Below are 22,377 nucleotides of genomic sequence, written 5' to 3'. Positions count from 1 at the left end.
GACCCCGAAATGTCACGACCGATCATCCGAGCGTTCTTCGACGAACCAACCAATACGGTGAGCTACCTGGTTGCCGATCCGACGACGAAAAAGGCCGCGATCATCGACCCGGTATTCGACTACGACCACAATTCGGGCGAAGTGGACACGCGTTCCGTCGAGGCGATGCTCGCAGCCGCCGAGGAGGCAGGCAACACTCTCGAATGGGTGCTGGAGACCCATGCGCATGCCGACCATCTCTCCGGCGCGCCCTTCATCAAGGCGAAGACCGGCGCAAAAATCGGCATCGGCGAGCACATCAAGGACGTGCAGCGCATCTTCCGCCCGATCTTCAACGCGACCGATCTGAAGACCGACGGCAGCGACTTCGATCACCTGTTCCGGGACGGCGAGCGCTTCAACCTCGGGGAACTCGATGTCGAGGTTCTCCACACCCCGGGGCATACGCCGGCGGACATCTCCTATAAGATCGAAGATGCCGTATTCGTTGGGGACACTCTGTTCATGCCGGACTACGGCACGGCGCGCGCCGACTTCCCCGGCGGCGACGCTCATAAGCTCTATCGCTCGATCAGGCGGCTGCTGGCTCTGCCGCAGCAGACGCGGCTGTTCATGTGTCACGACTACAAAGCTCCAGGCCGTGACAGTTTTGCTTGGGAGACCACGGTCCGTGAGCAGCGCGAGAACAATGTCCACGTCAAGGACGGCGTTTCGGAAGACGAATTCGTGACCGTGCGTCAGGCGCGCGACACCAAGCTGTCGGCACCGAGGCTGTTGCTGCCCTCCATCCAGGTCAACATCCGCGCCGGCAAATTCCCGCCGGCCGAAGCCAACGGCGTACGCTACCTGAAGATCCCGGTGAAGCTGAAGGGAGGTGTGCAGGCCTGCGTGTAAGCGCGACATCTGATCGCGCGCTATGCTGCGGCACCGGTCCGGGCCGCGTCAGGCGGCGCGCTGGCTGTGTCGCGAGGAGAGATCCGGGCAAAGCACGAGCTTACCCTCAAGACCGCCAGACTCGAGGCGACGGTGAGCATCGGCGACCTCCTCGAAGGAGATCCGTCCGGCGATGCGTGGCCGGATGGCGCCGGTTGCCAGGAGCCCGAACAGACGCTCCAGGTCTTCCTTGAACCAGGCAGGATGACGCGCTCGCATGGCATTGATCGAGTAGAAGCGGGCTCTCTTGCCGCCGGGCAGCAATCTCCACAGGTACAGGCGCGCGATCTCCATCACGATCGGGAGCATCCGACGCTGTGCCTGCACGCTCGCCGAGAAGCCGATGGCACAGAGCAGGCCGCCAGGCTTGAGCGCCGCGTATGAGCGGCGATAGCCGTCTTCGCCGACGCCGTCGACGATGACGTCGAACCCGCCCGGCAGAACCCGCGTGAAGTCCTCATGCTGGTAGTCGATCGGCGCTGCGCCCAGCTCTCGGACGAGCGCCATGTGCTCGCCGCGTACGGTGCCCCACAGCTCGAGGCCGGCCAGTCTCCCGAGCACGAGCAGCGCCTGGCCGACCGCGCCGGCGGCACCGTGCACGAGCACACGTTGGCCTGGCTGAACCTTGGCCGCGCGGTGCAGAAGCTGGTACGCGGTCGTCCAGCTCAAGATCAGCGTGGCCGCTTCAGCGGCGTCCACGCCCAAGGGCACGCGGGCCAGGTCGTTCGCGCGAAGCGTGCGATACTCGGCGTTCGACCCGACCACCGTCATGTCGGCCACGCGGTCGCCAATCTGAAAGTCGTGCACGCCTTCGCCGAGCTGATCGATTGCCCCCACCACGTCGTAGCCCATCACGAACGGCGGCCGGAGGCGCATCGTTTGCGGGTAGAGATGGCGCCTGATCAACACCTCGGTGTAGTTGAGGCTCGACGCGAGGACGCGAACGCGCACCTCGCCCCGGCCGGCGGTCGGCAGGCGAGCGTCGACGACCTCCAGTGTCTCGGGATCACCGAAGCGGCTGACCTGAACAACTCGATTGCGCTGCTCCATCATGGGCGATCTCCACGCAATGCCGTAACTCAGCGCGAGGGCGGGCAGCCTGCCGTCAAGCTTGAAAGGTGGATTGATCCAGATCAAGCTTGAGCGTGCACGGCTTGGAATTCTCCTCGGGCCAAATGACCAACCGGGTTGTTTGGCGCCATCATTTATTATCATTGGAGAGGAAAATGCCTGCAGTCATTATGCAGTTCGTTTCGCATCCAAGACCCGGTAGCGATCTTGCGACCGTCCTACAGCTGGCAAAAGACGGCGCGACACTCTGGAGGAAACACGGGGCCGACGTCAGCTACTGGTCGGTGATCGGGGGCGAGATCGGGAACTACGCCTTCGTCGCTCGCTTCGATAGTGTGGAAGCCTATGGTCGTACCTTGGCGTCGCTAGGCGCTGATCCGGCTTTCGCTGAATTTCAAGCCAAGCGGCTGAAGGCCGGGCAATCAGATTGGGTGCGCTCCAACGTTGCCATCCAGGTCGATCTTTGACGGAGCGCCTTCTCTCCCGCGTGCGAGACCGCCTTCGGGCGGTCTCCTGCTGCGCGGCCGATGTCGCTTGCTGGGCCCGACACCGAAGTCACGGACATACTTTTACGAACCAGCCTCGACCTGATCCTCCCAGTCCTCCCATTCGACGTTGTTGATCTCGAGGTAGCTCGAGACGGCTGAGCCGATGGTCGGAAAGAAGTGGGCCTCGCCGACCTGAGCGTACAAGCCAAAGCGCTTCAGCTTGTCCTTCACGGGATCCTTGAGCTCGGCAAAGCACAGTTCAATGCCCCTGGCGTGCAGCGCCTCGTCCAGTTCGGCAACGGTATCGCAGGCGGTGACGTCTACGCTCGTGACCGGTTCGGCGGCGACGACCAGCCAGCGCACGGGTGTTGGCGATTTCTCGACCGCGGCCAGAATACGCTCCTTGAAGAACTCGGCATTGGCGAAGAACAGCGGCGCATCCCATCGGAACAGCACCAGTCCGGGGATCAGGCGGGCATCGGGATATCTCGTGATGTCGTGATAGCCCTTGACGCCGTGCGCCCGCCCCAGAATGGCGGAGTGCGGACGCCAGCCGTCCCACAGAAACTCCGCAATGGCCACCGCGATGGCAAGGCCAATTCCCGGGATCGCGCCGAGCACGGCCACGCCGACGAAGCACAGCACCGTCAACCAGAACTCCCAACGCTGGATCCGGTAGATTCGCTTGAGATCGTTGATCTCGATCAGGCCGATCGCAGCTGCGATCACCACCGCCGCCAATGCGGCATTCGGCAGGTGCTGCAACAGATTCGGCGCAACCAGCAGAAGGAAGGCGATAGCGAGCGCGCCGACGACGCTCGTCAGCTGGGTGCGCGCGCCGGCGGCCTCGGCAACGGGCGTACGCGAGGAGCTGCTGCTGATCGGGAAGCCCTGAAAAAAACCGGTCGCCAGGTTGGCCGCACCGAGGCCCACCATCTCCTGGTTCGGATCGACCTTGTCGCCTAATCGAGCAGCATAGGTTCGCGACAACACGCTGGTGTCGGCGAACGAGACCAGAGCGATGGCGCAGCCGCCGGCTACGACCGAAACCAGATCGGCATAGCCGATCCAGGGAATCGAGAAGGCCGGCAGACCTTGAGGAAGTGGCCCCAAAACCTTCACGCCATGATCAGTTCCGAGATCAAATAGTGCGACGACAAGGGTCGCTCCGACGACGGCAATCAGGATTCCCGGCAGCCGTTTGCTGTCCTTGAGCAGCAGGATGACCATCAAGGTGCCAAGTCCGACTGCGAATGCGACCCAATTTAGCTTGCCGTCGGCGATCCCACTGGCGATCGCCCACAGGTCTCGCAGCGGTCCTTTGCTCTCGATCGAGAAACCGAGCAGCTTTGGCAGTTGGCTGATCAAAACGGTCAATGCGATCCCGTTCATGTAGCCGTACCGTATCGGCTTGGAGAGAAGCTCGGTCACAAAGCCCAACCGCGCGATGCCCGCCAAAACGAGCACGCTCCCTGAAACGAGCGCCATCATCGCGGCAAGCATTGCGGCACGGACCGGATCACCGCCGGACAACGGAACAACAACGCCGAGGATGACGGCTGCCAGCGCCGAGTCTGGTCCGAGCACGATGATGCGGCTCGGACCGAACATCGCGTAGGCCAGAAGAGGGACGATGGTTGCGTAGAGGCCGTGGATGCCCGGCAGGCCCGACGCCACGGCATAGGCAATTCCGACCGGGACCAGCATGGTCGCCAGCACCAGACCCGCGAAAACATCATGCCGAAGCCAATCAGCTTCGTAGTGGCGAAGCGTATCGATCCCGGGTACCCAACGCGTCCAACCGTTCACCGCGCTCACTCCGCCGCTGGCGCGCGAGGATTTCGCAACTGCTCGGCTGACCCTTGATGCAAATCAACGTTGCAGAAGCTTCCACTCTTCGGCGACGCAGCAATGTTTCGGACGCGCAGGACCCGCACCGCTAGAACTGATACCTCCGCAATCCCCCGTCCACCGGAATCACCGTGCCCGTGATGTATCTTGCCACCGGCGATGCCAGAAACACCGCGAGTGCGGCAAGGTCTTCCGGCTCGCCCCAATAGCCGACCGGAATCTCTTCTTCCGCAAAGCGCTCGCGATAATCCGGCGGATAGTTGCGGCGGATCTGCTCGCTCATGATGCGGCCGGGCGGGATGCAGTTGATGGTGATGCCGTGCTCGCCGATCTCGCGCGACAGGCCCTTGGCCCAGGCGTGGACGGCGGCTTTCGCCGCGAAGGCGGCGTTGAGGCCTTCGGGCTCGGACTTGCCGGTGATGTTGACGATGCGGCCCCATTTGCGCTCGATCATCTGCGGCAGCAGCGCGTGCGCGATGCGGCGGTAGCTGGTGAAATTCAGCGCGATCGCCTCGTCCCATTTGCTGTCGGGTGCATCGACGGGGAGGGGGCGGCTGCCGCCGGCATTGTTGATGAGGATATCGACATGGCCGAGCTCCTTCACCGCGAAGGCTGCGATCCTCTCGGCCGCGTCCTTGGCCATCACGTCCTGCTCGAACGGCGTGATCAACCCGGAGCCTGCTTCCTTCACCAGCTCGGCAAGCAGGTCGGTGCGCCGCGCCACGCCGACGACGCGCACGCCTTCGGCAGCTAAGCCCTTGGCGATGGCGCGGCCGATGCCGATGCTCGCGCCTGTCACCACAGCGGTTTTCGATGTGAGCCCGAGGTTCATGGTCGCACGCCCTCTTGTCTGCTTTTGCTTGTTGCTGTTCGTTTCCTGCCCGTCCCGCAGGCCTTGCGAATTGCCCGACCGGGACGAGCAGTGGTAACCAAGAGCCACTGTGAAGGAAACACGAAAAAGAAAAAGGCGCCTAAGCGATGGTCTGGGATCCGCAGCAATATCTGAAATTCTCCGGCCACCGGCTCCGGCCCGCCGTCGACCTCTTGATGCGGATTCCGGATTTTGCCCCGCGCGCGACCGCCGATCTCGGCGCCGGCGCCGGCAATGTGACAAAACTGATCAAGGAGCGCTGGCCGGAGGCGATCGTCACCGGCGTCGAGGGCTCCGCCGAAATGGTTGCCGCCGGCCGCAAGGCCGCGCCGGACGTGGAATGGTCGCATGAGGACCTCGGCCATTGGCGCCCGGCGAAGCAATATGACTTGATCTATTCCAATGCCGCACTGCACTGGCTGCCCAATCATGCGGCACTCTTCCCGTCGGTGATGGAGAAGGTCGTGCCCGGCGGCATGCTTGCGGTGCAGATGCCGCGCAATTTTCTCGCGCCCTCGCATGTGCTGATCGGCGAGACCGCGCTTGATGGTCCCTGGCGCTCCAAGGTCGCGCATCTCGTCACCCCGCCGCCGGTCGAGGGGCCGGCCTTCTATCACGATGTTCTCGCGCCGATGTCGGCCAATATCGACATCTGGGAGACCGAATATCTGCAAGTGCTCGAAGGCGAGAACCCCGTGAAGGAATGGACCAAGGGCACATGGCTGACGCGCTATCTCGACGTCCTCGAAGGCGAGGAGAAAGCCGCCTTCGAGGCGGCTTACGGGATGCGGGTCGCGAAGGCGTATCCGAAGAATGCGGCAGGGCAGACGCTGTTCCCGTTCCGGCGTCTGTTCATGGTTGCCCAGCGCAAGGGCTGACGGCGTTGCCGCAATGCGGCAAAAGCGCTCGCTTCGTTGCAGCGGAGCGGGGCCGGGTTGCGCATGCAGCTCTCGTCAAGATAGCTTGGCTGCGGAAAATTGGGCTTAGGTCTAGTTGTTCGGCTGGCGGTTTGCTGCCACTACTGACCACGTAAAACAAAAAGACCCGGTTTTAGAGGTTGTTGGGAGGTTCTTCATGCGCAAGCTGCTCCTTGCGGTTGCCGCCGCGGCCATTCTCATGGTGCCCGCGATCGGCCAGGCCCAGAGCCCTATCGTCATCAAGTTCAGCCACGTCGTCGCCAACGACACGCCGAAGGGGAAGGGCGCACTGAAGTTCAAGGAGCTTGCCGAGAAGTACACCGACGGCAAGGTCAAGGTCGAGGTCTACCCCAACTCCACGCTCTACAAGGACAAGGAAGAGATCGAGGCGCTCCAGCTCGGCTCGGTGCATATGCTCGCGCCCTCGACCGCGAAATTCGCGCCGCTCGGCATCAAGGAATTCGAGGCGCTCGACCTGCCCTGGCTGTTCAAGGACGATGCGACCTATTCCAGTGCGATGAAGGGGACGGTCGGCAAGTGGCTGTTCCAGAAGCTGGAGGCCAAGGGCATCACCGGGCTCGCCTATTGGGACAACGGCTTCCACATGCTCTCCGCCAACCGTCCCTTGCTGAAGCCGACCGATTTCCAGGGTCTGAAGTTCCGCATCTCCGGATCGAAGGTCGCCGACCAATATCTCCGCATCATGGGCTCGATCCCTCAGATCATGGCGTTCTCCGAGGTCTACCAGGCCTTGCAGACCGGTGTGGTCGACGGCTGCGAGAACACCGCGTCCAACTATCTGACGCAGAAGTTCTACGAGGTGCAGAAGGACATCACCGTGTCCTATCACGCGCATCTGCAATACGCGGTCATCGTCAACTCGAAATTCTGGTCCGGCCTGCCGCCTGATATCCGCACCCAGCTCGAGAAGGCGATGAACGAGGCGACCGACTACACGAACCACATCGCGCATCAGGAGAACGAGGACGCGCTGGCCGAGATCAAGAAGATGGGCAAGACCAATCTGCATTACCTGACCGACGCCGACCGCAATGCGTGGCAGGAAGCGATGCAGCCGACGTATAAATGGGCCAAGGGCCGGGTCGGGCAGGAAGTGCTCGACCTAATCGCCAAGGAACTCGACGTCAAGATGAACTGACGGTCGCGTTCGAACAAGAACAACATGAACGGTCGGGAGTGATCGCGCTCCCGACCGTTTCGCTCTTGAAAGACAGGCTAATTCTGGGGGGCTGAAGTTGCTGCGCGTGCTGAATCGTTTTCTCGATCATCTCGAGGAGTGGCTGATCGCGACGATGATCGCGGCCGCAACGTCGCTCATCTTCGTCGCCGTGCTGCACCGCTACGGCGCCGGGCTGTCGATCGACATCGCCAAATGGGCGGAGGCCCGCAGCCTGAGCTTCATTGCCGTGCCCGCGCGCGCGACGTTCGTCTGGCTTGCCGCCCTCGACCTGTCCTGGGCGCAAGAGCTCTGCATCTACATGTTCATCTGGATGGCGAAGTTCGGTGCGGCTTATGGCGTGCGCACCGGCATCCATGTCGGCGTCGACGTGCTCGTGAACATCCTTCCCGGCGGCTCGCGCCGCCGCGTCATCACCTTCGGCCTGCTGTGCGGCGCGCTGTTTACCGCGATCGTCGCCTATTTCGGCGGCGCGTTCGTCAACCAGATGTGGCAGACCGGCCAGCAGTCCAACGACCTCGAAGCGCCGATGTGGATGGTGTATCTCACCATCCCGCTCGGCTCCGGATTGATGTGCTTCCGCTTCCTCCAGGTCGCATGGTCGTTCTACCGCACCGGTGAGCTGCCGCATCACGACATGGCGGGTGTCGAAGGCGTCGAGCCGGATCCGGTTCATCCGGCGCCGGTCACGCACAGCCAGGTCGTCCGGGACGAGCGCAGCCCACTCGGCTGGATCCTGATGCTGCTGCCGGTCCTGATCGTCGCCGTGTGTTTCGCTCATGCGGGCCACGTCATCACGCTGCCGCAAGGTGTGCGCGTCGCCATCGTGTTCGCCCTCCTGCTCTCGTTGATGCTCACAGGCATGCCGATCTCGATCGCGCTGGGTCTGACCGTGCTCAGCTTCATGTTCACGCTGACCGACGTGCGAACGGAATCGGTGGCGCTGAAGCTGTTCACCGGCATCGAGAATTTCGAGATCATGGCGATCCCGTTCTTCATTCTGGCCGGCAACTTCCTGACCCATGGCGGCGTGGCGCGCCGGATGATCACGTTCGCGACCGCGCTGGTCGGCCACTGGTACGGCGGTCTGGCCTTGTCGGGCGTGGTCGCCTGCGCGCTGTTCGCCGCGATTTCCGGCTCCTCGCCCGCCACCGTGGTGGCGATCGGCTCGGTAATCCTGCCCGCCATGATCGCGCAGGGATTCCCGCGGCGGTTCGGTGCGGGCGTGATCACGACGTCGGGCTCGCTCGGCATTCTCATTCCGCCGTCGATTCCGATGGTGCTCTACGCCGTCTCGACCAACAGCTCGGTCGGCAAGCTGTTCATCGCCGGCATCGTGCCGGGGCTTGTGCTGGCCACGCTGCTCGGCGCGACGACGTTCTATCGCGCCTGGCGCAACGACTATCCGAGGATGCCGAAGGCAACCTTCATGGAGCGTCTGGATGCGTTCCGCAAGTCGATCTGGGGAATCCTGCTGATCGTGATCGTGATCGGCGGCATCTACAGCGGCCTGTTCACGCCGACCGAGGCCGCCGCCGTCAGCGCGGTCTACGCCTTCATCGTCGCGGTGTTCATCTACAAGGATTTGCGGCTGCGCGACGTGCCGCGGGTGCTGCTGTCATCGGCGAATCTTTCCGCGATGCTGCTCTACATCATCACCAACGCCGTGCTGTTCTCGTTCCTGATGACCTACGAGAACGTGCCGCAGGCGCTGGCGCAATGGATGATCGACCAGGGCCTGGGGTGGATCGGCTTCCTGCTGGTCGTCAACCTGCTGCTGCTGCTGGCCGGCAACGTGATGGAGCCATCCTCGATCATCCTGATCATGGCGCCGATCCTGTTTCCGGTCGCGATCAAGCTTGGCATCGACCCCATCCATTTCGGCATCCTGATGACGGTCAACATGGAGGTCGGGCTGTGCCATCCGCCCGTCGGCCTCAACCTCTATGTCGCCTCGGGCATCGCCAAGATGGGAATCACCGAGCTCACGGTCGCAGTGTGGCCGTGGCTGCTGACGATGCTGGCGTTCCTCGTGGTGGTGACCTATTGGCCGGGCCTGTCGTTGTGGCTGCCGCGGCTGCTGGGGATGTAGCGTCACGCTAGCTGCACGACGCCCGCAATGGCAATCGGCAGTGAGATGGGCTTAGATGGTTCCAACCAGAGCAGGGAAGGAGCCAGCCGATGACCGAGATTTCGAACGAGCCCAAGGACGCAACGCCGTCCGTCGTCGCGCAGCATGACGCCACGCTGAATGCGCTGCCGTTTTCCGACACGCGGGATTTCGACGATGCCGCGCGCGGCTTCCTCGGCACGATCGAAGACGCAGAGATCACCAGCCCGCAAGGCAGGACGGTCTGGAGCTTGAAGCCTTACGCGTTCCTGTCGGATGAAGCGGCGCCGCCCACGGTCAATCCCAGCCTGTGGCGACAGGCGCGGCTCAACATGCATCATGGGCTGTTCGAGGTGGTGCCCGGCGTCTACCAGGTGCGCGGGCTCGACATCGCCAACATGACGCTGATCGAGGGCGACAGCGGCGTCATCGTCGTGGACACCCTGACCTCGATCGAAGGCGCGCGCGCCGCGCTCGATCTCTACTTCAGGCACCGGGGCCTGAAGCCGGTCGCGGCCGTCATCTTCACGCACACCCACACCGATCACTGGGGCGGCGCGCGCGGCGTGCTGGAGGAGGATGCGCTTGCCAGTGGCAGCGTGCCCATCATCGCGCCGAACCTGTTCATGGAGCATGCGGTCTCCGAGAACATCATCGCAGGACCCGCGATGCTGCGCCGGGCGCAATATCAGTTCGGCCCATTCCTCGCCAAGGGGGCGCGCGGACAGGTCGACAACGGGCTCGGCAAGTCGATGGCGGCAGGCGGCGTTGCGCTGCTGCGCCCGACCGACCTGATCATGGCGACCGGCGACAGGCGCGAGATCGACGGCGTCGAGTTCGAATTCCAGATGGCGCCGAACAGCGAAGCGCCGGCGGAGATGCACTTCTTCATCCCGCGCTACAAGGTCCTGAACCTCGCCGAGAACTGCACGCACAATTTCCATAACCTGCTGCCGTTCCGCGGTGCCGATGTGCGCGATGCGCTGGCGTGGTCGAAATATCTGGGCGAGGCGCTGCAATTGTGGGGTGGCAGGGCGGAAGCGATGTGCGGCCAGCATCACTGGCCGGTGTGGGGAGGCGAGCGCATCGATACCATGATCCGGCAGCAGCGCGACCTCTACAAATTCGCGCACGACCAGACTATTCGGCTGATGAACCATGGCCTCAACGCCGCCGAGATCGCCGAGACGATCCAACTGCCGAAGAGCCTCGAAGGTGCCTGGCACGGCCGCGGCTATTACGGCCACATCCGCCACAATGTGAAGGCGATCTACCAGAAATATCTCGGCTGGTACGACGCCAACCCGGTCAATCTCGATCCGCTGCCGCCGGTGGCGTCGGGCAGGAAATACGTGGAGTATATGGGCGGCGCGGACGTCATCCTCGCGCGAGCGCGCGCGGATTTTGACAAAGGTGAATTCCGCTTCGTCGCGCAGGCACTCGGCCATCTCGTCTTCGCCGAGCCGGACAATGCGGCGGCGCGTCACCTGCTTGCCGATACGCTGGAGCAGCTCGGCTATGCCGCCGAGAGCTCGACCTGGCGCAACGCCTATCTGTTCGGCGCGCAGGAATTGCGCCAGGGCATGCCGAAGACCCCGCCGCGCCCGCCGATGCCACGCGAGACGCTGGCCGCGCTGCGCACCTCGCAGCTCTGGGACGTGCTCGGCATCCGCCTCAACGGCCCCAAGGCGGAAGGCAAGCACATCGTGCTGAACTGGCGCTTTTCCGACACCGGTGAGACCTTCGTGCTCAATTTGGAGAATTCGGCGCTGACCTACACCGAGGGCGTGCAGGCGGAAGGCGCCGATGCCAGCTTTACGCTGGCGCGCGCAACGCTCGATGAGGTGATCGCGAAGCTGACGAGTTTTCCGGAGGCGGTCGCTGCGGGCAAGGTCAAGCTGTCGGGCAATCCGATGAAACTCGCCGAGCTGATGGGCCTGATGGACGAGTTTCCGAGGATGTTCGAGATCGTGGAGCCGAAGCGGGCGGTGGTGGGGTAGGCACCGCTTACTTCTTTCCTTCTCCCCTTGTGGGAGAAGGTGGCGCGAAGCGCCGGATGAGGGGTCTTCTCCGCGGAGAAAGTTTCAATGCGGAGGCAACCCCTCACCCAAGTGAGTGCGCCGCTCGGGTCTTGAGCCCTCTCCCACAAGGGGAGAGGGCACTTCGACTGGCAGTGGCGTATAAGCGCTACTCCGCGCTGCTGACCAGCTTGATCCGCGGCGCTTGCTCCTCGGTCAGGCTGCGATAGGCGGCGAGATAGTCCAGCGCCATTCGTCGTGCGGTGAAGCGCGTTTCGAACTGCTTGCGGATCGCGGCACGGCTCAGTTGCGGGAGCCGCTTGACGACGCCGGCGGCGCTGATGACGTCCTCGACCACGAAACCGGTCAGCCCCTCGTCGATGATTTCAGGCACCGAGCCGCGGTTGAAGGCGATCACCGGCGTTCCGCAGGCCATGGCCTCGATCATCACGAGGCCGAACGGCTCCGGCCAATCGATCGGCAGCAGAAGTGCAAGCGCGCCGCTCAGGAAGTCGGACTTCTCGTGATCGCTGATCTCGCCGATGAACTCCACCAGCGGATTTTTCTCGATCATGGGACGGATCAGCTCGTCATAGTAGTCCTGGTCGGCACGATCGACCTTGGCCGCGATCTTCAGCGGGATGCCGCAATGGGTCGCGATCTTGATGGCGCGGTCGACGCCCTTCTCCGGCGCGATGCGGCCGAGCACGGCGAGATATTCCTGTTTCACCGGTTTCGGCGTCAGCAGGTTCTCCGGCAGGCCGTGGTGGATCGTCGTCACCCAGTGTGCCTGCGGCACCGGCCGCCGCTGCGCGTTCGAGATCGAGATGACAGGCATCTTGGTGAAGGTGTTGAAGACGGGCTGATGCTCCGGCAGGTCGAGCCGGCCGTGCAGCGTGGTCACGAACGGTGTCGGCTGACGGTGGAACAGCGACCACGGATAGTAATCGAGATGGAAGTGGAGGAAGTCGAACTCCTCGTCGTCACACTTCTGCCGCACGCGCTCCAGGAGCACCATGTGCAGGGCGTTGGGGTCGCGTACGGAACCGTCGAGACGAAGCGCCCGCGGCCATAATGCATCGAGCTTCGCAGATGTCTGTGAGTCACCGCTGGCGAACAGCGTCACGTCATGTCCCAGGGCCACCAACTCTTCCGTCAACCAATGCACCACCCGCTCGGTGCCGCCATACAGCTTGGGTGGAACAGCCTCCGTCAACGGAGCTACCTGCGCGATGCGCATCTCGCCATCTCCTCTGCGATCATGAATGTTGAAACCCCCACCTGTACGGCACCGGCAATGCCAGCCAAGGGAACGTTCCCGCACTTGCGAAGTTCCTTCCCCCAAACGTTACATATTCGACACGTTGGAGGTTGGTCGCGATGCTGCCATCACATCTTCGCAGATCGTCCGCATCCGCATGTCGTGATCACTGAGCCCGGGAACCGGGACGAAGCGGTCGATGTTCAGTCGATCAGTACAAATCGAAAAACAAATAACGACGGGGCGATAGCCATATGGATCAGCTTTCTGGATACGCGCGCAGGCCATTTGCCTTTGTCTTGCGCTATCTCCGGCGTCGCCTCACATCACATCTGGTGATCCTGACCGCGGTCGTGGCGGCCGTTGCCTGCTCCGTGGGCACGCAGTACGGCGTCAAATCGCTGGTCGACAGCCTGTCGGCGGGAACTTCGCATGGCGGCAGCGTATGGCTGGCATTCATTCTGCTCATGTCACTGATCGCTGCCGACAACTTCCTGTGGCGGATCGCGAGCTGGACAGCGAGCTTCACCTTCGTTCGCGTCACCGGCGATCTCAGGCGTGACATCTTTCGCCATCTGACCGGGCACGCGCCGAGCTATTTCTCAGACCGCATGCCGGGCATGCTGACGAGTCGCATCACGGCGACCTCGAACGCGGTGTTCACGGTCGAGAACATGTTCGTCTGGAATGTGCTGCCGCCGTGCATTGCCACAATTGCGGCAATCATGCTCATTGGAACCGTCAGTCCCTATATGGCGCTCGGCCTGATCGTGGTCGCCGGCGGCATGGTGATCGCCATGTTCCACCTGGCTGCCGCCGGCAAGCCGCTGCACGACGACTTCGCCGATAAGGCCGCTGTCGTCGACGGCGAGATGATCGACGTCATCAGCAACATGCCGCTGGTCCGCGCCTTCTGCGGCATCAGCCATGAGCACGAGCGGTTCGATGCGACCGTCAATCGTGAGCTCACCGCGCGCGGCCGCAGCCTGCGTTATCTGGAGAAGTTGCGGCTGACCCACGCCGGCGTCACCGTTCTCCTGACGGTGGCGCTGATGGCCTGGGCCATCACGCTCTGGCAGCAGGGCGAGGCGACCACCGGCGACGTCGTGCTGGTCTGCACGCTCGGCCTCTCCATCCTCAACGCGACGCGAGATCTGGCGGTGGCGCTGGTCGACGTCACCCAGCACGTCGCGCGGCTGACGGAGGCGATTGCGACGCTTCTCGTGCCGCACGAATTGCGCGACCATCCCGAGGCCGAACCCCTGGTCAAGAGCGGCGCCGCGATCGCGTTCAACAACGTCACCTTCGGCTATCCCGGAGCTGAGAAAATCTTCGAGCGCTTCAGCTTGCGGCTGCAGCCCGGCCAGCGCGTCGGTCTGGTCGGCCATTCCGGCGGCGGGAAGTCGACGCTGTTCACGCTGCTTCAGCGCTTCTACGATGTCGACGAGGGCAGCGTGACCATCGACGGCCAGGACATTGCCAAGGTGACCCAGCTGAGCCTGCGCGAGGCGATCTCGGTGGTACCGCAGGATATTTCCTTGTTTCATCGCTCCATTCGCGAGAATATCCGCTATGGCCGCCCCAACGCGACCGACGACGAGGTGCTGCGCGCGGCGATCGCGGCGCGCTGCGACTTCGTCGAGAGCCTGCCTGAGGGCCTCGACACCATGGTCGGCGACCGCGGCGTCAAGATGTCCGGCGGCCAGCGCCAGCGCATCGCGATCGCGCGCGCCTTCCTGAAGGACGCACCGATCCTGCTGCTCGACGAGGCCACGGCCGCGCTCGACAGCGAGTCCGAGGAGGCGATCCGCGAGGCGCTGACACGCCTGATGCGCGGCCGCACCGTGGTTGCGATTGCGCATCGCTTGGCGACGCTACGCAATTTCGATCGCGTGGTGGTGCTGAAGGCGGGCAGGATCATCGAGGACGGCGCGCCCGACCGCCTGATGCAGGGCCACGGCCCCTATCGTGAGCTGGTGACGCAGGAGATGAGCCGGCTGGCGAAAGTCGCCGCGTAAGTCCGATAGTCGCGTTCGCGTTGGTTGCGTCTCGAAACAAGCGCAGGGGAGCCGCTTATGGCAGCCGAAGTCATCACCAAGTTCGTCTCTGTGGCGCGGACCGTGGAACAGGTCGTGGAGCAGCCCTTCTATATCCCGATGACGGGGCCGTCGGCGCGCCCGCGACGCTCGCTCAAGCACGATGACACCTTCATCGTGCTCGACAGTCATGGCGACATCGGCGCATCGGCCGGCGGGCCGGACGGCCTGTTTAACCACGACACCCGCTATCTCGCGCGGCTGGAGCTCGTGCTCGACGATCTCCAGCCCCTGCTGCTCGGCTCGAACTTACGCGACGACAATTCGGCGCTGACCGTCGATCTCACCAACCCCGACATCTACCGCCAGGGCAGCCTCGTGCTGCAAAAGGACCTGCTGCACATCGTGCGCACGGTCTTCCTGTGGCGCGGCACCGCCTATCAGCGCATCGGCGTGCAGAACCACGGCGACGGGCGGGCCGGCTTCGAGCTGACGCTGCTGTTCGACAACGACTTCGCCGATCTGTTCGAGGTCCGCGGCGAGCGGCGCCAGCGTCGCGGGACGGGTACGAGCCGGTTGCTCGGGCCGACCGACGTGCTGTTCGAATATCGCGGTCTCGATGATTGCGAGCGCACCACCGGCCTGCATTTCGATCCGCGTCCGACGCGGCTCTCCGTCAATGCCGCCACCTGGCAGCTCGAGCTGGATCCGCACGAGTCGAAATCGCTGTTCGTGGCGGCGTCCTGCAACCGGCCGATCGCGGAGAAGCCGGCGCGCTTCTTCAGGGGCCTGCTCGCGCACCGCCGCGAGATGCGGCAATCGACGATGGGCGCGGCCAGCATCGAGACCTCCAACAACATCTTCAACGAGGTGCTGTGCCAGGCCATGGCCGACCTCAACATGCTGATGACCGAGACGCCGCAGGGCCGCTATCCCTATGCCGGCATTCCCTGGTACTCGACGACCTTCGGGCGTGACGGACTGATCACCGCGCTGCAGATGCTGTGGATCGATCCGCGGGTCGCCAAGGGCGTGCTCAGGCGGCTCGCGCATTTCCAGGCCAAGGCGATCGATCCGCTGGCCGATGCCGCGCCCGGAAAGATCCTGCACGAGATGCGCGGCGGCGAGATGGCGGCGCTGCGCGAGGTGCCGTTCGCGCAATATTACGGCAGCGTCGATTCGACCGCGCTGTTCGTGCTGCTCGCCGGAAGTTATTTCGAGCGCACCGGCGACGAGAAGACGTTGATCGAGCTGTGGCCCCAAATCGAGGCGGGGCTCGCCTGGATCGACGGTCCCGGCGATCCCGACCAGGACGGCTTCGTCGAATACCAGCGCGCGACGGAGAAGGGGCTGGCCAACCAGGGCTGGAAGGATTCCTACGACGCGATCTTCCATGCCGACGGCCAGCTTGCGGAAGGCAATATCGCGCTCGCCGAAGTCCAGGGCTACGTCTATGCGGCCAAGCAGCTGGCCGCGCGCTGCGCGCTGCGCCTCGGCAAGCCAGACCTCGTGCGCAAATTCGAGGCCGAGGCCAAGGCGCTGGCCGAGCGTTTCGAGCAGGCGTTCTGGTGCGAGGAGCTCGGCACCTATGCGCTCGCGCTCGACGGCAAGAAGCGGCCCTGCAAGGTGCGCACATCCAATGCCGGGCAGGTGCTGTTCAGCGGCATGATCCGGGAGGACCGCGCCCGTCTCGTCGCCGCCGACCTGATGCGGCCGCATTTCTTCTCGGGCTGGGGCATCCGCACCGTCGCGCAAGGCGAGGTGCGCTACAACCCGATGTCCTATCACGACGGGTCGGTCTGGCCGCACGACAACGCGCTGATTGCGCTTGGGCTCGCGCGCTACGGCCTCAAGCATTCGGTGGCGCATGTCTTCAAGGGGCTGTTCGACGCCGCCACCTATATGGACCTGCGCCGGCTGCCCGAATTGTTCTGCGGCTTCCGGCGCGAGAAGCGGCGCGGGCCGACGCTCTATCCGGTCGCCTGCGCGCCGCAGGCCTGGGCCAGCGCGACGCCGTTCACGCTGCTGGAGGCGGCCCTGGGCATCGAATTCGACGTGGCGCGCGGCGAGATTCGCCTGCGCAATCCGCATCTGCCGGCATTCCTGAACGAGGTCATCCTGCGCGATCTGCGGCTCGGCCATTCCAGCGTGGACTTGCGCGTCAGCCGCCACGGCGATGACGTCGCGCTGGAGGTGATGCGCACGCGCGGCCAGATCCAGGTGTCGATCGTGCTGGCGCGCTAGCGGCGCGCGGTGAGGAGGGTGTTATGCGTGCGATCGGAGTGCTGATACTCGGCATGGCCGTCGTCGCGGGCCTGGCGGTCGCCACCTCGCGCGCCGCCGACGGGCCGCCCGCGGGCCAGACTGAGGCAAATGCGCCGCCGACGGCCCAGCCGCCGGCCTCGACCGTTCCGGTCACGCCGAAGGACGCCGCGCCGCCGCCATCGGTCACCATCATCGGCGCGAGCGATGCACATGGCGTGCTCGGCCGCGACGTGCGCAGCGCCGCGGATGAGGACATGGGCCGCATCGTCGATGTCATCGTCGACCGTGACGGGCATGTGCGCGCGGCGGTGATCGATTTCGGCGGGTTCCTCGGCGTCGGCAGCCGCAAGATCGTGGTGGACTGGAACGCGATGCGGTTCGGCAAGATCGCCAACAAGAAGGACAGCATCACGCTGGAATTGACCAAGGCGCAGGTCGCCGCCGCGCCGGAATACAAGGAAGACACGCCGATGGTCGTGCTCGGCGCGTCCGGCAGCCTTCAACCGCTGCAAGCGATCCAGTGAGGTGCCGGGAGGGCTGACCGCCTGTGCTGTTGTCGAGGAAGCCGAAGCATGCAGATCGCGATGGCCACGTTGAACAGGACAACGTCGCCGCGCTGCCGCCTGCGGGCATTCCGGCGCCGTCGCGTCAGAGCCTGCGCGGCCTCGACTGGTTCATCTTCTTCCTCGCCGACGTGCAGACCGGCTTCGGTCCCTTCATCGCGGTCTACCTGACGACGCAGAAATGGACCCAGGTCGAGATCGGCCTCGTGCTGTCGATCGGCGGCATCGTCGCCCTGATCGGACAGATGCCCGGCGGCGCGATCATCGATGCCGCGAAGTCCGAACGGCTGGTTGCAGCGCTCGCGATCGCGACCATCGGCGCCTGCGCGCTCGCCTATGCGGCGATGCCGGTCTTCCCCGTGGTGGTGACGGCCGCCACCCTGCATGCGATGGCGAGCTGCGTGCTGGGGCCGGCGATCGCCGCGATCAGCCTCGGCCTCGTCGGCCCGCTCGCGATCGGCGAGCGGCTCGGCCGCAATGCGCGGTTCGCCTCGCTCGGCAACGGCGTCGCCGCTGCCGTGATGGGCACGGCCGGATATCTGCTGTCGAGCCGCTCGGTCTTCCTCGTCACCTTCCTGCTCGCGATCCCGACCTTGATCGCGCTGTCGCGGATCCGCGAGGAGGAGGTCGACATCAGGCGCTGTCACGGCGAGATGCCGCCGGAAGCCGCGGACCGCGGCGACACCAATGTCTGGCACCTGGTCCGGCAGCGTCCGCTCATCGTCTTCGCACTCAGCGTGCTGCTGCTGCAGCTCGCGAACGCGGCGATGATGCCGCTGATGGCGAGCGCGGTGACGGCGCGGTCGAGCCAGTGGGCGACGGTGCTGGTCGCGGCCTGCATCATCGTGCCGCAGGCGATCGTGGCGCTGCTGTCGCCGACCATCGGGCGCAAGGCGCAAGCCTGGGGCCGCCGGCCGCTGCTGTTGATCGGATTCGGCGCGCTGACGATTCGCGGTCTGCTGTTCGCGACCGTGCGCGATCCCTATCTGCTGGTCGCGGTGCAGGTGTTCGACGGTCTCACCGCGGCGGTGTTCGCGGTGATGATTCCGCTGATCGTCGCCGACGTCGCCTTCGGCAGCGGCCATTTCAACCTGGCGCAGGGCATCGTCGGCACCGCGACCGGCATCGGCGCCTCGCTGAGCACGGCGCTCGGCGGCTATGTCAGCGACAAGTTCGGCAACGCCACCGCCTTCATCGGGCTGTCCGGCGTCGCCGCGACGGGGCTGCTGCTGATCCTGTTCGTCATGCCGGAGACACGGCGCACCGGCATGACCGTGACAAAAGAAATGACCGGCTGAAGGATTTCAGCCGGCCAAAGTAGGTAGGGAGGACGAATGTCAGGCGTCGAGATTGTGCAGGCGCTGGCGGTTGCGCAGCACGATCTGGCGGGCGCCGGAGAAGCCGAGAATGCCCTGGGTGTGAAGCTGGGATAGCGCACGCGACACGGTTTCGAGCGTGAGGCCGAGATAGTCGCCGATGTCGCGGCGGCACATCGGCAGCGCCATCATGCCGGCAACCGCGAGGCGGCGGTCCATTTCGAGCAGGAAGGTCGCAACGCGCTCCATCGCGGTCTTGCGGCCGAGGAGCAGCATGTGGTCTTCGGCGTGACGCAGCTCGGACGCCGTCATGGCCCAGAGCTTGCGGGCGACCTGCACGTCGGTGCCGGCGGCCTTCTCGAGGCTGCCGCGCTTCACGAGGCGCACCGTGGTGTCGATGATGGCCTCGGCGGCAAGGCGATGGCTGGGACCGGATTCGAGGCCGAACACGTCGCCGGGAAGATGGAAAGCGCCGATCTGGCGGCGACCGTCGGAGAGAAGCTTGTAGTTGCGCACCGCGCCCGACACGACCTGGTAGACATATTCGGCCGGCTCGTCCTCGCCATAGATCTCCTCGTCCTTGCGGTAGGAGAACTCGGTGGCGACGAGACCGACATGACCGGTGATCGCGCCGAACTGGTCGGAAACGGGGTGAGCAGGGGCAATCTTGCCACCGATCTGGGTGTTGATCGCCTGGGTCTTGAGTGTCTGGGTCAGCATCTGCGCCATCTCCGTTGTGATGGAGCATTGCTACCCGCGTTTGCGCAATCCGGAAATTTCGCGCGTTATCTTAAGGACGTTTACCTACGTAGAATCCCGTAGGTTATTTGCCGCGGCGGTCCTGGATGGCGCGGCGGATGCGCTTGACCAGGTTTTCATCGAGAAGCGGCTTCAAAACCACGTCCTTGACGCCTGCTGCGGCCGCCCGGGTCGAGATGTTCTCGTCCGGATAGCCGGTGATCAGGATCACCGGCGTGTCGCTGTCGGACTTGCGCAGGCGGCCGGCGAGATCGATCCCGTTGATATCGGGCATCTTGTAATCGATCACATAGCAGTCCGCGCCCGGCGCTCCGGCGGCATTGAGCAGCGCCGTCGCATTCCTGAAGGTCCGCACGGCGAAGCCGTCGGTTTCCAGCAGGAATCGCAGGGATCCCAGCACGGCGGCATCGTCATCGACCACGTAGACGGTGGGCTTTGCCGATGACGCCACCGGGAGTCGCTGAGGGTGCGAGCCAATTTCGATCATTCTGACTGGCTAGCACAGGTGGGCGCAACCGCCTTGACCTGCCTCAATCCGATTTGCCTCAATCCGGCTCGGCTCAATCGTTGAGCATGCCGGCGCGCATCGCGAGGCGAACCAGCTCGGACAGACTGTTGGCCTGCATCTTGGTCATGACGTTGGCCCGGTACACCTCGATGGTGCGCGGGCTGATGTCGTATTCGCGCGCGATCAGCTTGTTGGAAAGGCCTGCGATCAGTCCTTCCATGACCTGACGCTCCCGGGGACTCAAGGACGCGACGCGGGCGGCGATGTCCTGCGCCACGGCCTCGTTCTTGGCGGCCGGCTCGGCCTGGCGGATCGCCGTCTCGATCATCGCGGTGAGACGATCGTCCTCGAACGGCTTCTCCAGGAAGTCGACTGCCCCGAGCTTCATCGCCTCGACCGCGAGCGGCACGTCGCCGTGACCGGTCATGATCAGGATCGGAAACGCACTGTTCTGCGCCTTCATCCACTTCAGGAGCTCGATCCCGTCGAGGCCCGGCATGCGCACGTCGGAGACGACGCAGCCGAAGGCGAGGCCGGGCAGGGCGTCGATGAAGCTCTGCGCGTTGTCGAATAGCGTGACGCCGAAACCGGCGGAATCCAGCAGAAAATTCAGCGAGTCCCGCATCGCGTCGTCGTCATCGATGACGTAGACATGTCCCTTGATCGTCATGCATCAATTCTCGTCGGCTGCCGGGAGGGTGAAACGGAATGTCGCCCCGCCCGAAGCGTTGCTCTCGGCCCACATGCGCCCGCCGTGAGCCTCGATGATCGAGCGGCTGATGGACAGTCCCACGCCCATGCCGGTGTCCTTGGTGGTGAAGAAAGTCTGAAACAGGTTTGGAATGACGTCGTCCTGGAAACCGGAGCCGGTGTCGGACACCTCGATCTCGATCATGTCGTCGGCGACGGGCGTGTTGGTGACGACGAGCTCGCGCCGCGGCGACTGCGCCATCGCCTCCAGCGCGTTGCGGAACAGGTTGACCAGCACCTGCTGGATCTGCACCCTGTCGGCGAGAACGAGGTCGGCTTCCGGATCGAGGCTGAAGCGGAGCTGCACGTTCTGCTCGCGCGCGCCGGCGAGGCCGAGCGCGCCGGCTTCCTCGATCAGCTTGGACAGGCTCTCGACCCGCTTCTCCGATTCGCCGCGGGAGACGAAGTCGCGCAGGCGCCGGATGATCTGGCCGGCGCGCAGCGCCTGCTCGGCGGCACGGTCCAGCGCGCTTTCGACCTTCGGGGTGTTCGGATCGACGCTGCCGGCAAGCAGCCGCCGCGAGCCTTTCATGTAGTTGCTGATCGCCGCCAGCGGCTGGTTGAGCTCGTGCGCGAGCGCGGACGCCATCTCGCCCATGGCGCTCAGCCGCGAGACGTGGACGAGTTCGGATTGCAGTTCCTGGAGCCGCGCCTGGGTCTGCTGGTGCTCGGTGAGGTCGCGGACGAAGCCGGTGAAATAGGGCTCGCCGCCGGACTGCATCTCGCCGATCGACAGATGCATCGGGAAGGTGGTGCCGTCGCGGCGCTTGCCGGTCACGATGCGGCCGATGCCGATGATGTGGGGATCGCTGGTGGTGCGGTAGCGCGCAATGTAGCTGTCATGCCGGGAGCGATCGGGCTCCGGCATCAGGATGCTGACGTTCTGGCCGATCGCCTCGTGCTCGGACCAGCCGAACAGGCGCTCGGCGGCGGTGCTGAACAGCTGGATGATGCCGTGGCCATCGATGACGATCATGGCGTCGGGAATCGTGTGGAGGATCGAGCGAAGGTGGGTCTCGCGAGTCCGCAGCGCACTCTCGACCTGCTTCTCCTCGTCGATATCGAGGAAGATGCCACTGAGATGGCGGGCCGTGCCGGCTTCGTCCCGAATGAGACCGGCGCGGGCGCGAATCCACTGTCCTCCGTTGGAGGCACCCGCGACCTTGAAGGACACGTCGAGGCCGCCGCCGCGTTCGCTGACGTGCTTGATCGCGCCTTCCACGCGGTCGCGATCCCGGGGCTCGAGCCGCGACAGGAAGAGGTCGTAGCTCGCCGGCTGGTCCTGCCCGATCCCGAGCAGGGTCCGCGCGGTATCCGACCAGTCCAGAGCCCGAGTCTTGAGGTCGAGATCCCAAGTGCCGACGCCGAATCCCTCGATCCGGCCCCGAAAATGCTCGCCCCTGCCGTCGTCTGGCGGTTGCGTTACGCGGGTCGGCGTCAAGTGGTCACTCCCCTTCTCGTG

At 64.5% G+C, this 22,377-nt stretch carries 18 protein-coding genes and 1 pseudogene; 11 read left to right on the top strand and 8 right to left on the bottom strand.

Annotated features, from left to right (window positions below):
- The first annotated feature begins 9 nt into the window (after positions 1-9).
- Positions 10-894, top strand: a complete 885-nt coding sequence (locus tag JQ592_RS03655; RefSeq protein ID WP_211401536.1) for an MBL fold metallo-hydrolase — start codon at positions 10-12, stop codon at positions 892-894.
- A gap of 48 nt (positions 895-942) precedes the next feature.
- On the opposite strand, the gene JQ592_RS03650 is transcribed toward JQ592_RS03655, so the two are convergent.
- The gene (locus tag JQ592_RS03650; protein ID WP_211401535.1) at positions 943-1,986 is read right to left on the bottom strand and encodes a medium chain dehydrogenase/reductase family protein; all 1,044 of its coding nucleotides are present in this window, start codon (positions 1,984-1,986) and stop codon (positions 943-945) included.
- Positions 1,987-2,159: 173 nt separating this feature from the next.
- On the opposite strand from JQ592_RS03650, the gene JQ592_RS03645 reads away from it, so the two are divergent.
- On the top strand, positions 2,160-2,471 hold the full coding sequence (locus tag JQ592_RS03645; protein WP_246820101.1) for a hypothetical protein: 312 nt from the start codon (positions 2,160-2,162) through the stop codon (positions 2,469-2,471).
- Between the two features lie 102 nt (positions 2,472-2,573).
- On the opposite strand, the gene JQ592_RS03640 is transcribed toward JQ592_RS03645, so the two are convergent.
- A complete protein-coding gene (locus JQ592_RS03640) occupies positions 2,574-4,301 on the bottom strand; it encodes a SulP family inorganic anion transporter (RefSeq protein ID WP_211401533.1) in 1,728 nt (575 codons plus the stop codon).
- 130 nt (positions 4,302-4,431) lie between these two features.
- Positions 4,432-5,175: an SDR family NAD(P)-dependent oxidoreductase gene (locus JQ592_RS03635; RefSeq protein ID WP_211401532.1), complete on the bottom strand. Its 744-nt coding sequence runs from the start codon at positions 5,173-5,175 to the stop codon at positions 4,432-4,434.
- Positions 5,176-5,321: 146 nt separating this feature from the next.
- Here JQ592_RS03635 and JQ592_RS03630 point away from each other — a divergent pair, with 146 nt between their 5' ends.
- The 5 genes and pseudogenes from JQ592_RS03630 (at position 5,322) to JQ592_RS03615 (ending at position 11,439) form a co-directional block, all read left to right on the top strand.
- Positions 5,322-6,092: a methyltransferase domain-containing protein gene (locus tag JQ592_RS03630; RefSeq protein ID WP_211401531.1), complete on the top strand. Its 771-nt coding sequence runs from the start codon at positions 5,322-5,324 to the stop codon at positions 6,090-6,092.
- Positions 6,093-6,288: 196 nt separating this feature from the next.
- A complete protein-coding gene (locus JQ592_RS03625) occupies positions 6,289-7,290 on the top strand; it encodes a DctP family TRAP transporter solute-binding subunit (protein ID WP_211401530.1) in 1,002 nt (333 codons plus the stop codon).
- 154 nt (positions 7,291-7,444) lie between these two features.
- Positions 7,445-7,921, top strand: a pseudogene (locus tag JQ592_RS38730) (TRAP transporter small permease); the annotation flags it as partial.
- 219 nt (positions 7,922-8,140) lie between these two features.
- Entirely contained in the window at positions 8,141-9,421 is a 1,281-nt protein-coding gene (locus tag JQ592_RS38725) for a TRAP transporter large permease (RefSeq protein WP_349630442.1), read from the top strand.
- An 89-nt stretch (positions 9,422-9,510) separates the two neighbouring features.
- Positions 9,511-11,439, top strand: coding sequence for an alkyl/aryl-sulfatase (locus JQ592_RS03615; RefSeq protein WP_211401528.1), 1,929 nt, complete (start codon positions 9,511-9,513; stop codon positions 11,437-11,439).
- Positions 11,440-11,626: 187 nt separating this feature from the next.
- On the opposite strand, the gene JQ592_RS03610 is transcribed toward JQ592_RS03615, so the two are convergent.
- Entirely contained in the window at positions 11,627-12,697 is a 1,071-nt protein-coding gene (locus JQ592_RS03610; RefSeq protein WP_211401527.1) for a glycosyltransferase family 4 protein, read from the bottom strand.
- A gap of 275 nt (positions 12,698-12,972) precedes the next feature.
- Here JQ592_RS03610 and JQ592_RS03605 point away from each other — a divergent pair, with 275 nt between their 5' ends.
- Genes JQ592_RS03605 through JQ592_RS03590 form a run of 4 tightly spaced genes read left to right on the top strand, consistent with a single transcriptional unit; the run spans position 12,973 to position 18,880 of the window.
- Entirely contained in the window at positions 12,973-14,736 is a 1,764-nt protein-coding gene (locus JQ592_RS03605; RefSeq protein ID WP_211401526.1) for an ABC transporter ATP-binding protein, read from the top strand.
- A gap of 57 nt (positions 14,737-14,793) precedes the next feature.
- Positions 14,794-16,998, top strand: coding sequence for an amylo-alpha-1,6-glucosidase (locus JQ592_RS03600; RefSeq protein ID WP_211401525.1), 2,205 nt, complete (start codon positions 14,794-14,796; stop codon positions 16,996-16,998).
- A 23-nt stretch (positions 16,999-17,021) separates the two neighbouring features.
- Entirely contained in the window at positions 17,022-17,543 is a 522-nt protein-coding gene (locus JQ592_RS03595) for a PRC-barrel domain-containing protein (RefSeq protein ID WP_211401524.1), read from the top strand.
- Positions 17,544-17,566: 23 nt separating this feature from the next.
- Positions 17,567-18,880 carry an MFS transporter gene (locus tag JQ592_RS03590; protein ID WP_211401523.1) on the top strand — a complete coding sequence of 438 codons (1,314 nt, stop codon included), beginning with the start codon at positions 17,567-17,569 and terminating at the stop codon, positions 18,878-18,880.
- A 39-nt stretch (positions 18,881-18,919) separates the two neighbouring features.
- On the opposite strand, the gene JQ592_RS03585 is transcribed toward JQ592_RS03590, so the two are convergent.
- The 4 genes from JQ592_RS03585 to fixL form a co-directional block, all read right to left on the bottom strand.
- Positions 18,920-19,618 carry a helix-turn-helix domain-containing protein gene (locus JQ592_RS03585; protein WP_211401522.1) on the bottom strand — a complete coding sequence of 233 codons (699 nt, stop codon included), beginning with the start codon at positions 19,616-19,618 and terminating at the stop codon, positions 18,920-18,922.
- Positions 19,619-19,721: 103 nt separating this feature from the next.
- The gene (locus JQ592_RS03580) at positions 19,722-20,144 is read right to left on the bottom strand and encodes a response regulator (protein ID WP_211401521.1); all 423 of its coding nucleotides are present in this window, start codon (positions 20,142-20,144) and stop codon (positions 19,722-19,724) included.
- Between the two features lie 73 nt (positions 20,145-20,217).
- Complete coding sequence (fixJ, locus tag JQ592_RS03575) at positions 20,218-20,835, bottom strand: response regulator FixJ (protein ID WP_211401520.1); 618 nt, start codon at positions 20,833-20,835, stop codon at positions 20,218-20,220.
- 3 nt (positions 20,836-20,838) lie between these two features.
- Positions 20,839-22,356: a sensor protein FixL gene (gene fixL, locus JQ592_RS03570; protein WP_211401519.1), complete on the bottom strand. Its 1,518-nt coding sequence runs from the start codon at positions 22,354-22,356 to the stop codon at positions 20,839-20,841.
- Positions 22,357-22,377 lie beyond the last annotated feature (21 nt).

It is taken from the genome of Bradyrhizobium iriomotense, assembly GCF_018129405.1.
Classification (GTDB): domain Bacteria; phylum Pseudomonadota; class Alphaproteobacteria; order Rhizobiales; family Xanthobacteraceae; genus Bradyrhizobium; species Bradyrhizobium iriomotense_B.
Note: the sequence above shows the minus strand (reverse complement) of the source record. Positions and strands in the feature narration are given on the sequence as shown.

Coding starts and splice junctions, on each gene's coding strand:
- JQ592_RS03600 (WP_211401525.1), top strand. CDS start 14,794: ATGGCAGCCGAAGTCATCACCAAGTTCGTCTCTGTGGCGCGGACCGTG.
- JQ592_RS03585 (WP_211401522.1), bottom strand. CDS start 19,618: ATGCTGACCCAGACACTCAAGACCCAGGCGATCAACACCCAGATCGGT.
- JQ592_RS03625 (WP_211401530.1), top strand. CDS start 6,289: ATGCGCAAGCTGCTCCTTGCGGTTGCCGCCGCGGCCATTCTCATGGTG.
- JQ592_RS03610 (WP_211401527.1), bottom strand. CDS start 12,697: ATGCGCATCGCGCAGGTAGCTCCGTTGACGGAGGCTGTTCCACCCAAG.
- JQ592_RS03645 (WP_246820101.1), top strand. CDS start 2,160: ATGCCTGCAGTCATTATGCAGTTCGTTTCGCATCCAAGACCCGGTAGC.
- JQ592_RS03635 (WP_211401532.1), bottom strand. CDS start 5,175: ATGAACCTCGGGCTCACATCGAAAACCGCTGTGGTGACAGGCGCGAGC.
- JQ592_RS03650 (WP_211401535.1), bottom strand. CDS start 1,986: ATGATGGAGCAGCGCAATCGAGTTGTTCAGGTCAGCCGCTTCGGTGAT.
- JQ592_RS03595 (WP_211401524.1), top strand. CDS start 17,022: ATGCGTGCGATCGGAGTGCTGATACTCGGCATGGCCGTCGTCGCGGGC.
- JQ592_RS03605 (WP_211401526.1), top strand. CDS start 12,973: ATGGATCAGCTTTCTGGATACGCGCGCAGGCCATTTGCCTTTGTCTTG.
- JQ592_RS03615 (WP_211401528.1), top strand. CDS start 9,511: ATGACCGAGATTTCGAACGAGCCCAAGGACGCAACGCCGTCCGTCGTC.
- JQ592_RS03580 (WP_211401521.1), bottom strand. CDS start 20,144: ATGATCGAAATTGGCTCGCACCCTCAGCGACTCCCGGTGGCGTCATCG.
- JQ592_RS03655 (WP_211401536.1), top strand. CDS start 10: ATGTCACGACCGATCATCCGAGCGTTCTTCGACGAACCAACCAATACG.
- fixJ (WP_211401520.1), bottom strand. CDS start 20,835: ATGACGATCAAGGGACATGTCTACGTCATCGATGACGACGACGCGATG.
- JQ592_RS03630 (WP_211401531.1), top strand. CDS start 5,322: ATGGTCTGGGATCCGCAGCAATATCTGAAATTCTCCGGCCACCGGCTC.